The following is a 15,299-nucleotide window of genomic DNA, read 5'->3' as shown; positions in this document are numbered from 1 at the left end:
AGCTCACCGGCTGATTTTGCGGAGAGTGTTTTGTGTAAAATGGAGCGCAGCGACAACACAAAACGAGCGTAGTAAAATGGGTCCGCGTGCAGCTATTTGTTAAGTTTATTTTTTGTCTGTAATTGCTTTTACGCCCTTAATTGATAGCTTTCGTGAGTATAAAGGAGATTTATAATATGCAGGGCTAACTTTTTGCGCAGAAGAGATAAGGTTACGCATAGCTTCTTCTAGACCTTCTTCTTTATAAGCTGTAGATGGCTCACTTTGATATGGTAGATCTGGATTGTTAGTTACGCATGGAACTGAAGGATGATTTATTTCTTCCAAGTAGCTATAAAATGCATCTTTTGATATTACAGCACCGAACATTCTCCAAGCGTATTTTTTACCCCAATAGTAGCCATCTGTTGCTTTATGTGTAACACGTTGGTCATTCTTAGCTTTTTCTGCATGTATATTTTCACGAGCAATTTGTTGCGCAAATGCATAGCTAAAAAAGGGGTTAACCTCAGCTGTTTTCGAAAGAGCTGATAACTCAATTACATTTCTTCCGTTTTGATCTGTAGAAAACCCAATATTATAGCGCTGACCTTCCTCAATAACGGGAGCACTATTGGCCTCAAATTCATACACAGTATTTGTCGTTTTAGGGGTGAAACTATGAAGAAACTTACCGCTTGGAAGTTGGCTTATTTTGTAATTGCTAGCAATCAGATCGTGTATTGTAAATAGGTCTCTAGATTTCATATTCTTCCCTTCTGTGTGCTGATGCTGAGTAAACTTAACGCTTCAAACACCGGCGCAGCTATGCTGTGTCCGAGTGCTTTGATTTGTTAGTAGCTTTTTCCAAGAACGTTCCCGTAAAATCCAGAATAGACCTTATTTTAGACACATCCTCTTCTAACTGCTTTAGCCAACTTTCGTAGATATCACCGCACTCAACAAACATTTTTCGAAGTTCGCTATTTTCCGCATCCATGATAGCCTCATAGTTCGGGCTATCTGTTTCATAACTATGCATGTCAGCGAAGAATGCGTTTACCTTCGCATTTCTGAAAACTTGGGACGATTTGCTATGCAGTTCATTTGACAAGATGGCAAGCTCATTTGATATGAGCATTAAATTTTCTTGCGAAGCCTTACTTATTTTTTCTACAGCGTCTGTGAAGTGACTTGGATCGTCATCGTGAATCTCCAGCATCTCAGCATTTTCAACAATAGAGTTATCAATCTCTCTTTTCAAAGTCAAAAGCTGGCTGTAAACCGATATTCTTTTTTCAAAAAGCTCTTGATACTTTTCCTTCGAAATAGATGCATATGCTTCGTATTTTAAAAACTCTGTTTTAAATTGATTTTGAATTTGGTCCATTTGTTTGGCGTGATCGAGTCTCATCAATTCCAGGTCTTTAGTATGCAGATCTTTTAGCGATTGTAGCTCTGTATTGCTTTGAGCTTTGAATGCCTCAAGGTCCAATTTATGCTTTGCCAGATCGCCGTTGATAATTCTTTTGGTGTTCACATGCCCTAAGAATGCAGCCAGAGCAATCAAGACAGCGGAGACTCCACCAAAAGGTAATAGTACTTGATTTAAGAATTCAGAGATTGCCAAGTGTTGGTTCCTTCATACTGGTTTAGCTACTAACAGCTTATTAGCGCGACCTTGCAAGGTACGCTACCTTGTAAGGTAGGAGGCCAAGCATGTATAGACACACTAGTAAGACTCAAAAAAATTATCGTAAATCATACAGTAAAGTAAATTCTACTTCAGCACAATACGAACAAGGTGATGTATCTGTGCAATGTATTCCTGAGCTTCGAAGAGTGATTGAAATTACAGATTACGACAATGGAGTGCCAACTACGCACACGTTAGAGTTATATAAAACCAATCGTATTGACTGCTACAGAGTAATAGTCGATGGCAAGCTTTGGAAAGAACGTATTGGGTGGAGCAACATTCTTGAAGGCATTAGAAAAGCGCTACCAAGATTATCTAGAGAATGGTAAGCCTCTAGAACAGTAGACACTGTTCTAGAATTACTAAAATTAGGTCAACAGTCCAATACAAATCAGAGCCAGTTCAGCCATGCGAAACAAGGAATGGGGCAAAACTAAGTTAGCTTTCTACTCGCCAATCACACCAAATGCAGTCAAATCGAAGAGGCGTTAGAGATAGGTGTAAGCGCGGTTTTGCCCTTGGCGGCATGGATGCCGCCGTGGAGCGTATAGGGACATATTCACAGCGAGCCAAAAGAGCGCTTGCACATTCCCCGCCGGACAGGCGATTAATAACAGTGAAGGTTCGACCTTCAAACACTTTCAATAAATAAAAATGCAGCCAGCCGCTACTCAAGCAAATGCCAAGCCTTTATTCCAAGACCTGCACACTTTGGGGCAAAACCACGTTAGCTTTTAACTCACAACTCGCACCAGAAGAAGTTGAATCGAAGAAACGAAATAACCTAATGTAGGTGCGTCAGTGTAGGTGTGTCTTCAAACACTCTTAAGCAATAAGACGCGGCCAATGCCGATATCACCATCGAGTTCACCACCGATTGTTAAAAACCGCAACATTTAAACTTTTACGCTACATCTTTCATGCGGCTCACCAACAAACCAATCCATTCCAAAGCTAACTTATTGTATATAAAGCTATAAATGATTTGGCACATTTGATGCTTTATAACCGCTAATGAAATCACACCAATGAGTTTAACGACATGGAAGCATGCAATAATAAGACCGTCATCCTACCTATCCTACTTGCGGCACTACTGAGTGCTTGCAGCCCTACCCCCGAGGAAAAAGAGGAGGTTAAATACGCCATTCCCGTTGAAACCACCACGGTCGTTCAAGGGGATGTTTCCTCCTTCTATAGCACGACTGGTACGTTAGAGGCGCCACTTGAAGCTAAGGTGGTTTCCCGTATTGCTGGGCTTATCGAAACCATTAAAGTGGAAGAAGGCGATCGCGTCACTAAAGGGCAGTTACTGGCGGTCATAGACGCTAAACGTCAACGCTATGATTTAGCCCGCTCTCAAGCCGAGGTTGAGATCATCGAGCAAGAGCTCAACCGACTCAACAAAATGACCGATAAAGCCTTTATCAGCGCCGATACGATGGCAAAACTTGAATATAACCTGCAGGCGGCCAGCGCAAAACGTGACTTAGCTGCATTGCAAGTAGAGGAGAGTCTAGTGCGATCGCCTATCGATGGGGTCATCGCCACCCGCTTTGTTAAGCAAGGCAATATGGCTAAAGAGTTTGATGAGCTCTTCTATGTGATCAATCAAGATGAATTATATGCCATAGTGCACCTGCCTGAAGTTCAGCTCGATCGCCTGCGTCTGGGGCAAGACGCACAACTGTTTGCCAGTCAGCAAGCCGATAACGGCATTGTCGCCCAAGTGCTGCGGATCAGCCCCATTGTCGATGCCCAAAGTGGCACCTTTAAGGTGACTCTGTCGGTGCCCAACCAACAGGCCCAATTAAAAGCCGGCATGTTTACCCGGGTTGAGCTTAGATACGACACGCACACCAATGTGATCACAGTGCCTTACAGCGCGGTGATCAATCAAGATAACCAGTATGCGCTCTATGTGATTGAAGGAGACAATGCCACTCGTCGCCAAGTCAGCCTCGGGTATCGTGAAGCCGACACAGTCGAAGTGATCTCGGGGATCAAACCGGGTGAGCAAATTGTGGTTCGAGGTCAGCAAAACCTGAAAGATCAATCGTTAGTTGATGTCATAAGTGCACTCGATGTCGCCCGCGCACAGCAATAACAGGAGTTGAGCTTATGTCGATAATTACTACATCCGTCAAGCGTCCTGTCTCGGTATGGATGTTCATGTTGGCGGTTTTGTTATTTGGTATGGTGGGCTTTTCTCGCCTTGCGGTAAAACTGCTGCCAGACTTGAGTTACCCGACCATCACGATCCGCACACAATATAACGGCGCTGCGCCCGTTGAAGTTGAGCAGTTAGTCTCAAAACCCATCGAAGAAGCGGCTGGCATTGTCAAAGGGCTGCGTAAAATCAGCTCAATTTCACGCTCTGGGATGTCAGATGTGGTGCTTGAGTTTGAATGGGGCACCGACATGGATATGGCCAGTCTCGATGTGCGCGAAAAACTCGACACCATCGCATTGCCACTCGATGTCAATAAACCGCTATTACTGCGTTTTAACCCTAACCTTGACCCTATTGTACGTTTAGCCCTATCGCAACCAGAGGCTACGCCCATTGAGCTCAAACAGCTGCGCACCTTTGCCGAAGAGGAGCTCAAACGCCAGCTCGAGGCATTAAGCGGCGTCGCGGCGGTTAGGCTCTCAGGCGGGCTAGAGCAAGAGGTTCATATTCAATTAAACCAGCAAAAGTTAAACCAACTTAATCTTAACGCCGACACCATACGTGAGCGCATAGCCTCTGAAAACATTAACTTATCCGCAGGTAAGGTGGTGCAAGGCGAGAAAGAGTATCTGGTGCGCACCCTAAATCAATTTAACTCCTTGCAAGATCTCGGGCAGATCATCATCTACCGTGATAACACCACATTGGTGCGACTGTCAGACATCGCTGACATTATCGACAGCCACAAAGATCGCAGTGACATCACCCGCATCGGCTCGCAAGAATCTATCGAGCTGGCTATCTATAAAGAAGGTGATGCTAATACGGTCGCGGTTGCGCGCAACATCAAAGCTGAACTGGAAAAGCTCAATAAGCTCAGCGAAAAAACTCAGCTGCAAGTCATTTACGATCAATCAGAATTTATCGAAAGCGCGGTCAGTGAAGTGACCATGGCCGCCCTACTGGGCAGCCTGTTGTCTATGTTAGTGATCTATCTGTTTTTACGCGATATCCTGCCCACATTGATTATCTCCATCTCTATCCCCTTCTCGGTTATCGCCACCTTTAACATGATGTATTTTGCCAACATCAGCCTCAATATCATGTCGCTTGGCGGCATCGCACTGGCGGTAGGCTTACTGGTTGATAACGCGATTGTGGTATTGGAGAACATCGACCGTTGTAAAAAACTCGGCATGAGTAAACTCGACGCGGCCGTGACTGGCACCAAAGAGGTCGCTGGCGCTATTTTTGCCTCGACCCTAACCACCTTGGCGGTATTTGTGCCCTTGGTTTTTGTCGACGGGGTCGCTGGGGCGCTGTTTTCTGATCAAGCGTTAACCGTCACTTTTGCCCTGCTCGCCTCATTACTGGTGGCATTAACCACCATCCCTATGCTCGCCTCGCGTAAAGGCTTTAGCGCCCTGCCACAGCTATTGCCCCAAGCTAAAAAGCCGCTGGCGGACACCAAGATGGCGAAAGTGAAACATTACGCCACCACAGTGTTTTCGTTGCCATTTATACTGTTATTTAGCTATTTACCCTCGCTATTATTGACCTTAGTCTTAATGCTCACTCGGGTGCTTGCTTGGTTAATCGGTCTTATTATGCGCCCCATCAGTCAGTTATTTAATCGCGGTTATCAGTTATTAGAGCTGGCGTATCATGGTTTGCTCCCTTTTGCGCTGAAACGGAGCAGGCTTACTGTCGTTATTGCCATGGTCATTACTGCGGGCACCATGACTTTAGTGCCTCGTTTAGGCATGGAGCTTATTCCGGCGATGGAGCAAGGCGAATTTTACCTAGAGGTCGAGTTACCCCCAGGGACTCAGGTGAGCGAAACCGACAAGGTACTGCAAACCCTCGCCTTGGCGATTAAAGACCGCAGTGATGTTAAACACACTTATAGTCAAGCCGGTAGCGGTGGCTTAATGACATCCGACACCTCTCGCGGTGGCGAAAACTGGGGCCGATTACAAGTGGTATTAGCCGATCACCATGCCTTTATTGCGGTCAGCCAAGCGCTCAGAAGCACCGCTATGCGCATTCCAGCGCTCAATGCCACTATCGAGCACCCTCAATTGTTTAGCTTTAAAACGCCGCTGGAAATCGAAGTGATTGGCTACGATTTAGCCCAGTTAAAACACACGGCCGATAACCTAGTTAACACGCTATCTGAGTCTGCACGTTTTGCCGATCTCAACACCAGCCTGCGCGATGGCCAACCCGAGCTGAGTATTCGCTTCGATCATGCACGGCTTGCCGCCTTAGGGATGGATGCCCCAACGGTTGCTAACCGCATAGCCCAGCGCATTGGCGGCACTATCGCCAGCCAATACACAGTGCGAGATCGTAAAATTGATATCTTGGTGCGCAGCCATATTGAAGAGCGTAACCAGATAAGCGATATCGATTCGATGATAATCAACCCCAACAGCGCTCAGCCCATTCCACTGAGCGCTGTGGCTGAGGTGTCGCTTAACTTGGGGCCGTCTGCGATTAATCGCATCAGTCAGCAACGTGTGGCCATTGTTTCGGCAAACTTGGCTTTTGGTGACTTAAACGAGGCAGTGGCAGAAGCCAAGGCGCTCATACGCCAGCAAACCATACCAAGCACCATACAGATCCGCTTTGGCGGCCAAAATGAAGAGATGGAACACTCATTTAAATCACTGCAAATCGCCTTAGTGCTGGCCATATTTTTGGTCTACCTCGTGATGGCCAGTCAATTTGAATCCCTTATCCATCCGCTACTTATCTTGATTGCCGTGCCCATGGCTGTCGGCGGCAGTGTATTAGGCTTATACATTACACAAACCCACTTAAGCGTGGTGGTATTTATTGGCCTTATCATGCTGGCCGGCATAGTGGTCAACAACGCCATCGTCTTGGTGGATAGAATTAATCAACTGCGCCAGCAAGGCATAGAAAAAGCGCAGGCGATAGAACAAGCGGCCAAATCCCGTTTGCGCCCTATTATCATGACCACCATGACCACCGCGCTGGGGCTTGCTCCGATGGCATTAGGGCTGGGTGATGGCAGTGAAGTGCGTGCGCCTATGGCGATAACCGTCATCTTTGGTTTGAGCCTTGCCACCTTATTAACCTTAGTGGTGATCCCTGCCCTTTACTCACTCTTTGACCGTAAGCAGTATCAGGGAGAACCTGAGCCTACACCAGCCGCGCCAGCCATGGGAGAGGCACAATGAATATCACCCGCTTAGCCATTGCCCGTCCCGTGACCACCAGCATGTTTTTTGTCGCCATTTTACTGTTCGGCCTTGCCTCCAGCCGTCTTTTACCACTGGAGATGTTTCCCGGTATTGATATTCCTCAGGTATTGATTGAGGTGCCCTATAAGGGGTCGACCCCCACCGAAGTGGAGCGCGAAATCACCAATATTTTAGAGCAATCTCTGGCGATCATGGGCGGGGTTGAGGAGTTAAGATCGCGCTCATCGCAAAATGGCGCCGAGATTGAACTGCGGATGAAATGGGGCGAGAACGTCGCCACGAAAAGCCTAGAAGCCCGAGAAAAGGTCGATGCCGTACGCCATCTGTTGCCCCAAGATGTTGAGCGGGTGTTTATCAGGCAGTTTTCCACCGCCGATATGCCACTATTGACGGTGAGAATTTCCAGCGACCGTGCACTCTCTGGCGCCTTTGATCTGCTCGATAAACAGTTAAAAAGGCCCTTGGAGCGGGTCGAGGGGGTATCGCAAGTGACCCTGTATGGCGTGGAGCAAAAACAGATTGAGATAAGGCTCGATGCCGATAAGCTCACTGCCAGCAACCTATCCCTTAACGCGTTACAAGCGCGCCTGCGCCAAGCGAACTTTATTGTCAGCGCTGGCACAATACGCGCCAATGATAAGGTGTATCAAGTATCGCCTAAAGGCGAATTTCGTGGCTTAGATGAGATCCAGGCCTTAGCCTTAGCACCGGGCATCACCTTAGGCGATATTGCCAGCGTGCGTTACGCCCTGCCCGAACGGCTCGATGGCCGTCATCTGGACCAAAATTATGCCGTAGGGCTAGATGTGTTTAAGGAGTCGGGGGCTAACTTAGTCGATGTCTCTGAGCGCGTACTCAAGGTAATTGAAGCGGCCAAACAAGATCCCCAATTTCAAGGGATCAAGCTGTTTATCATGGAAGATCAAGCTTATGGGGTAAAATCGTCATTGTCAGATCTGCTGCTTGCCGGCTTAATGGGCGCCCTGCTCTCCTTTGCTGTGCTGTACCTGTTTCTGCGGGATCTCAAAATGACCTTGGTGGTGGTCTCCTCGGTGCCGATCTCACTGTGCATGACCTTAGCCGGCATGTACTTTTTAGGTTACAGCTTAAATATTTTATCCATGATGGGCTTACTGCTGGCCGTAGGCATGTTGATTGATAATGCCGTGGTCGTAACAGAAAGCGTATTACAGGAAAAACAACACGCCGATAACACCAGTGCAGAGCAAGCGGTACAAAATGGCGTTAACAAGGTGGCTTTAGCGGTGCTGGCTGGCACGCTCACCACCGCCATTGTATTTTTGCCCAATATTTTTGGGGTTAAAGTGCAGTTAACCATCTTTCTTGAACATGTGGCCGTGGCCATTTGTATCTCATTGGCCTCATCACTGCTGGTCGCGAAAACCTTAATCCCCTTGATGCTAAGTAAGCTGCACTTCAAGGTAGATAGCACGCCAAAAACCAGCACCTTACAAGCCTATTATGAGCAAAGCCTTGACTGGATCTTACACCGGCCAAAACGTGCTGGCGTCTTTGCGCTGCTTATTTTGGCTTCCACCGCACTGCCCCTGAGCCAAGTGAAACAAGATCAATCTGACGGTGAAGGCAACAATCGCCTTTATATTAATTATCAAGTCGATGGGCGTCATAGTTTAGCCGTCACCGAAGCGATGATAAACCGCATGGAGGACTATCTTTACGCCAACAAAGAGGCATTTTATATCGATTCAGTTTACAGCTACTACGCGGCCGATCGCGGTCAATCCACGTTATTACTGCAAGAAGATATGGATATCGATATCAAGGCACTTAAACGCCAAATACATGACGGCTTTCCTAAGTTCTCGATCGCTACGCCGCAATTTGGCTGGGGCGATGAAAATAGTGGCATACGTGTCACCTTAACGGGCCGCTCAACATCAGATTTAATCAAGATCAGCCAGCAAGTAGTCCCCTTACTCAGCAACATCAAAGGGCTAACGGATGTTCATTCTGAGCTTAATGGCACCCAGCAAGAGGTAGTGATCCAGCTTAACCGCACCTTAGCGGCGAGGTTGGGGCTAAGCTTGAGGGAGCTGGCGCAAAACGTATCTCTCGCACTGCGCGGCGTGCCTCTGCGCTCATTTCGGCACGATCCCAACGGTGAGCTGCGTATCGAGCTTGCCTATGAAAAGCAGTGGCAAACCTCACTTGAAAAACTCAAGCAATTGCCCATAGTACGTATCGACAATCGCGTTTATCCGCTGCAAAGCCTTGCCGACATCAGCATTAAGCCCCGCTTCGATACTATCCGTCATTACGGGCGACTCACGGCATTATCCATTGGCGCTAACCTTGACGACATCACCACCGAAGAGGCGCAGCAAGCCATCATAGATGTGATGCAGGCGGTGTCATTCCCCCCTGGATACGGTTACTCGCTGCGCGGCGGATTTGAGCGCCAAGATGAAGACCAAGCGATTATGGCCACCAATATGCTATTGGCGGTGGCGATGATCTACATAGTGATGGCGGCGCTGTTTGAATCCTTGCTGCTGCCCACAGCCATTATCACCTCGATCTTGTTTTCCATCACTGGCGTGTTTTGGGCACTGCTGATAACGAACACGCCGATGGATATTATGTCTATGATTGGTATATTGATTTTAATGGGGATCGTGGTCAATAACGGTATCGTTTTGGTGGATCAAATTAATCAGCAAACGCCGCAATTATCACAACTGCCTGATACCATACACAAGGTGTGCATCACCCGCCTTCGTCCGGTGCTGATGACGGTGGCAACCACAGTCCTAGGTTTAATCCCCTTGGCGATGGGTGACACCCAACTCGGTGGCGGTGGCCCGCCTTACGCGCCGATGGCCATCGCCATCATCGGCGGTTTGAGTTTTTCCACCATCACCAGCCTCTATCTGGTGCCGCTGTGTTATCAGGCGCTATATCGCCTGCGACACCAAGCCAGCACCACACTGAGCAAGGCACAGCAGCGGGCACAGCGTCTCACTTACTGGTGCTAACATTATTGACCCCAAAAAAGATTTGTCAGCCAAATAGCACTTAACCCACCTTGTATCCCCAAAAATAAGGTGGGTAATACTGCGTTGATAGTTTGCACTCTAGATAAGGTTTCCTAGACTTAAAGTTACCTATCACTTTGCATCATAACTCAATTCCATATAGGAATTATTGTGACTCAAATAAGCGCAAATGACACCGAAGGCAATCGCACACTTTTAGTGTTAAACCTTACGGATAATGACAGCTTTTGTAATAAATCACTTAACGATAATCATTGGCATATTATTCATGCCAAGACCTTTGAACATGCCTATAAATTGCTCCAAGAACACCCCTGTTATGTCGCGATTGCGATCATTTCAACACCTTCTCTCGACAAAACCCTGCATGTGATTGAACTGCTGCAGAGCCATTACAACCAGCTGTTATGGATAGCCCTTTGTACCGATGATAAATGCATTAAAGATCAGTTCACATTTTGTTTAACTGATTTTTTTATCGACTATCATCATCTGCCCATCGATAGTGAACGCCTACAACATACTTTAGGCCATACCTATGGCGTCGCCTTAGTCAATGCACAACATCAACAACGCTGTGCCCAAGATCAACCATTAGACTTGTTATTGGGTCATTCGACAGTCATTAATCAGCTAAGGACACAGATAGTTAAAGTGGCCGCCGCAGATGAGCCCATATTATTAAGCGGTGAAACTGGCACAGGTAAAGGTCTATGCGCTAATTTAATTCATAATTTATCGCGGCGACATCTCGGTCCGTTCGTCATCATTAATTGTGGCGCCTTGCCAGCAAGCTTGATCCACTCAGAACTCTTTGGGCACGAAAAAGGGGCATTTACGGGTGCCGACAAGCAATATATTGGCCGGATTGAACGTGCCAATACCGGTACGCTATTTTTAGATGAAATAGGTGATTTATCATTAGATTTACAAATTAATTTATTACATTTTTTAGAAGATCACTATATTGAACGCCTTGGCGGCAACAAGAGAGTCGACATCGATTGCCGTATTATTTTTGCCAGCCATATCAATTTAGAAGCAGCCGTTGAGGAAGGTCGTTTCAGAGAAGATTTATACTATCGTATCAATATTCTCCACCTTGAAGTCCCTAGCCTGAGAACCCACAAAGACGATATTGAGCTATTAACCAGCGCCTATTTAGCCAAGTTCAGCCCCCCCAGAACTCACTACCGTTTGACGAAAAAGGCACTGCATGTCATGGCACAGTATGAGTGGCCTGGTAATGTGAGAGAGTTAAAGAACCGGATTCACCGTGCTGTAATTATGGCTAATAGTGAACGGCTGAGCGAAGCCGATTTAGGCATAAAATTAAGTAAACAGACCAATATAAACCAAGATGTTATCGATCTGGCTCAACATCGTACCGACATAGATACCGAGTTACTACTCGATGCCATTAAACGCAATAACCACAACATTTCGGCAGCTGCGCGTGAACTCAACATCTCTCGCACCACTTTTTACCGACTTATCAAAAAGTGTAAAATTAAGCTGTAATGCTCAACTGAAGGCTCCAACAAACTGAAAAATGAGGGCTTACCATGTTCAAATCGTCATTGAAAATTCTTATATTAATGCTGAGCAGTCTATTCATTGTCGCCTGTCAACCAGAAAGCCCACCTGAACACGATGAACTCACCATGCTAAAACAAGAGTTAGGCCAGTTAAAACAAGATATTCGTATCATGGCCAGTCAGGTAAACGATATTCACCGTGTCGCCATGGCATCGACCGAACCTCAGTATAAAACGTTAGCGACACAAGATAATATCGATGCCAATGGCCAACTGCCAACCCTCGGTGCTGATGAGGCAACCTTGGCCATTATTGAGTTTTCAGATTATCAATGTCCTTACTGTAAGCGCTATATCGATCAAACCTTTTCTCAACTAAAAACCCAATATATCGACACAGGAAAACTAAAATATATTACCCGAGACTTTCCTTTAAATTTTCATCCTAAAGCGAAAGGAGCCGCGATTGCGGCCAACTGCAGTCTACAGCAAGACGCTTATTGGCCAATGCGCGCCCTGCTGTTTAATAACATAAGAACGCTGGGTGACAAGCTATATCAAGACAGTGCCAATGCATTATCACTCAACATTAAGCAATTTAATGAGTGTTTAACAGAGCTGACGCCGTTAACTAAAATCGAGCAAGATGTCGCTTACGGCTCATCGCTCGGCATTCGTGGTACGCCCAGTTTTTTAGTCGGTAAAATAGAAAATAATCGTATTCTTAATCCGAAACTGGTGGTCGGAGCTCAGAGCTATCAAACCTTTAACGCTATTTTAGAAGCCTTGCAGACACCAGATCCAGCCCAGTAAAAAAACAGTTGCCTTGTGGTGGGCCGACAAGGCATGCTTTTTCGTCCATAGTTCCCCCTGTGACTAACCCATGGCCCAGGATTGTCACCATCATTGTTAACCAAACTGAACACCTGAACAAACCAAGTTAAATAGAAAAAACCGATATAACAATCACCTACCTCAGCTAATCTCCACCAGTGTCCCAACCTAACACTCACTTGTTACAGTTATGCAACACCCACCTTCCTTCGTAAAAAAAATTGAGTTAAAACCACATTATTATCAATAAGATAGGTATTGGCCTAATGCTTGCTCTACTTAAGGCACAGGTTTAGACCATCTCTGACTTAAGTCAGTCTACTATGCACACAATTTAACAATAGTCTGGCAGTAGTAAGCATTAAGTATCAACACGATAGTCTCTAGCCCAGCCATAAAACAGCATGAATAAACACATACGTTTTATCCATATTCACTGATATGAAGGTAAATATTATGAAACGATTTAAAGGTAACCAACTTATCAAGACGCTCGGGATAGGTTTGGTCAGCAGCGCCATTTTATATGGCGCAACCAGCACCGCTGCCTATGCGTCATTTTTTCCACAGAAAACAGATCAGGCCTGTATGGCCGAACAAGCGGGATTTGACCTCAACTGTACCGCTAACGACGTTAGGGTTAGTAAAGTGGATAACATCACTAACATTGATAATCCTGGCGAAGCTGTACAGTGTGTGCTCGGTGAAGAAGTCACCTTCCTTGCCGATGTCACCATTACCACAACGGCCAATGAAAGGTATGACTATTCCGTTTATCTTCCAGAAGGTAATTGGAGCGCACAAGATAGCAACCCAAATAACGAATGTTCTATCTTACTGGGTCGTACCGATGGTCCCGGCGTTGACCTTGAGGAAGGGTTAGATAGCTGCGCCGATATCAGTAAGGCACGTGGCTTCTCGCCCACTCACTTATATGAACAGGAGGAGATCACCCTATTTTGTCGTGATGACGATAACTCAGGCAAAGCCGAGTTTAATTACTGTGCCGCTTGGCATAATAAAACGGGCGCCGATTGTAGTGAAAATGATCCAGCCGCACCTGGTACACCTTCTAAGTGTCGCTGTGATGCATTCGATATTGATGTCTTTATTCGCCCCAATCCTCCTCAAGTGATAAAAACCCTTGTCGGTACCAATACCCATACCGAACCGGGCGGCCTCTATACCTTTACGGTTAATTTCACTAATCCAAATGCACAAACATCCATTTTTATCACCTCGCTCAGCGATGAAATAGATACTGCTGCCGATGGCAGTTATGAAACCTCTATCGATTTATGGGGAGCAACTGTGCCAGTCGGCGCAGCTGATGGTATTTATCTCACAAACACTAACTGTGCGCAGCCCGCCGATATCGGTAATGGCCCCGGTGAGGTCTTACCGAGTGCATCCTACAGCTGTCAATTCAGTGTACATATCGTTGATTCTGATCTACCCGACGATCAACAACCTGAATTGTATAATGACTTAGTCAAACTGGCCTTAATTGACCGTAATGGCGATCCAGTTGTTGATGGTAATACTTGCGCAGCCGTCAGTGGTATCGATGGCGAACACTGTAGTGACACGCGGCAGGTTAACGTAACTAACTTACCACCAAGCATCACGGTCTTGAAAACAGCGAGCCCAGATCAAGTACCAGAGTCGGGCGGCAATGTCACTTATACCGTGGATGTCACTAACACCTCTGATGCTTGGGATTCTCCATTATTGCTTAGCTCACTCATGGATAATAAATTTGGTAATTTAGATGGCCAAGGTGACTGTGCTATTAACGGCTATATCGCACAAGGCGGCACTTATAGTTGTAGCTTTAGTCAATTTATCAGTGGCAGCCAAGCGGGCTCACACACCAATATTGTGACCGCTAAAGCTCTCGACAATGAAAATGATCAAGCCAGTAATGCGGATTCAGAAACCGTGGTCATTAACGATGTGCCTTCGATGATCGATCTCCAGAAAACCGCAGATCCTATCGAAGTACTCGAGACGGGTGACGATCCGAGTGTCTCACGTTCGGTTGACTACACTTTCCTATTCAGTGTGGATGCGGCCGGTGTCGATACTGTGACCTTTAGCAGTTTAACCGATGACATGTTTGGTAATATTACCGCTGAATGTATGGTTGATACCGTCGATGGTGCGCCTATTGCACCTACGCCACTCAATGGCTTTATGCTCGACCCTAACCATAATGCAAGTTGTACCATTGCGAAATCGCTCACCGGTAATGCAACCGATGTGCATGTCAATGTGGCAACAATTAATGGTGTCGATGACGATGGTCAACCCGTATCAGATTTCGACGATGCGACAGTGACCTTCTTACCAAGCCAACCAGCTACCGATATGAAGTTCGCTGCCAGTCTCCTCGTGGTATTAGAGCTACATAATGCGGGCATTGAAAATGTGAACCTAACATTGATGACAGTCGGTGGGGCTAACGTATTTACAGAAGATGATACGGCCAGCTTCATGTTAATCAATGACGGCGGAATGCACGACAGCATAAGCTACCCAGCTTGCAATGAGGGGCAAGAGCTGACTTATAATGGTTCGCCCAATGATACCTATAGTTGTGCCTTTACTATCGAGTTAAAACCAGGGTTAGAAAATACCGATCCGATTACTTTCCTCGATGACGTTATCGTCAGTGTTGCTGATGATGAAGGTAATGTATCAACCAATGATGTGGCTATCGAAGTGAACACTATCGAATAACCCTTGCGTTACCTTCCAAAAACTGAAGTAGCCGAGGCCTTGCCTCGTGCTACTTCCGCTATC

General features: G+C 46.4%; 9 protein-coding genes. 7 read left to right on the top strand and 2 right to left on the bottom strand.

The features are described 5' to 3' along the window. Window positions 1-105: 105 nt before the first annotated feature. Together AC5YBZ_RS07345 and AC5YBZ_RS07340 are read right to left on the bottom strand one after the other, a co-directional pair. A complete protein-coding gene (locus tag AC5YBZ_RS07345; protein ID WP_494543629.1) occupies window positions 106-747 on the bottom strand; it encodes a hypothetical protein in 642 nt (213 codons plus the stop codon). Window positions 748-805: 58 nt separating this feature from the next. After that, entirely contained in the window at window positions 806-1,609 is an 804-nt protein-coding gene (locus tag AC5YBZ_RS07340) for a hypothetical protein (protein ID WP_494543628.1), read from the bottom strand. Window positions 1,610-1,698: 89 nt separating this feature from the next. Here AC5YBZ_RS07340 and AC5YBZ_RS07335 point away from each other — a divergent pair, with 89 nt between their 5' ends. From AC5YBZ_RS07335 to AC5YBZ_RS07305, 7 genes are all read left to right on the top strand, one after another. Then, window positions 1,699-2,007 (top strand): hypothetical protein, encoded by a 309-nt coding sequence (locus tag AC5YBZ_RS07335; RefSeq protein WP_115407322.1) that lies wholly within the window; start codon window positions 1,699-1,701, stop codon window positions 2,005-2,007. Between the two features lie 713 nt (window positions 2,008-2,720). Beyond that, window positions 2,721-3,785 carry an efflux RND transporter periplasmic adaptor subunit gene (locus AC5YBZ_RS07330; RefSeq protein WP_494543627.1) on the top strand — a complete coding sequence of 355 codons (1,065 nt, stop codon included), beginning with the start codon at window positions 2,721-2,723 and terminating at the stop codon, window positions 3,783-3,785. 14 nt (window positions 3,786-3,799) lie between these two features. Next, entirely contained in the window at window positions 3,800-7,060 is a 3,261-nt protein-coding gene (locus tag AC5YBZ_RS07325; RefSeq protein ID WP_494543626.1) for an efflux RND transporter permease subunit, read from the top strand. Further along, window positions 7,057-10,101, top strand: a complete 3,045-nt coding sequence (locus AC5YBZ_RS07320; protein WP_494543625.1) for an efflux RND transporter permease subunit — start codon at window positions 7,057-7,059, stop codon at window positions 10,099-10,101. Before AC5YBZ_RS07325 ends, AC5YBZ_RS07320 begins: the two co-directional genes overlap by 4 nt. Before the next feature lie 171 nt (window positions 10,102-10,272). Continuing rightward, on the top strand, window positions 10,273-11,643 hold the full coding sequence (locus AC5YBZ_RS07315; RefSeq protein ID WP_494543624.1) for a sigma-54 dependent transcriptional regulator: 1,371 nt from the start codon (window positions 10,273-10,275) through the stop codon (window positions 11,641-11,643). Between the two features lie 44 nt (window positions 11,644-11,687). Continuing rightward, on the top strand, window positions 11,688-12,473 hold the full coding sequence (locus AC5YBZ_RS07310; protein ID WP_494519384.1) for a DsbA family protein: 786 nt from the start codon (window positions 11,688-11,690) through the stop codon (window positions 12,471-12,473). Window positions 12,474-12,950: 477 nt separating this feature from the next. Continuing rightward, a complete protein-coding gene (locus AC5YBZ_RS07305) occupies window positions 12,951-15,236 on the top strand; it encodes a hypothetical protein (protein WP_494519385.1) in 2,286 nt (761 codons plus the stop codon). The last annotated feature ends 63 nt before the right edge of the window (window positions 15,237-15,299 follow it).

It is taken from the genome of Shewanella sp. 553, from assembly GCF_059338375.1.
The sequence above is the reverse complement of the archived record's forward strand: the minus strand, read 5'-3'. Positions and strand labels throughout refer to the sequence as shown.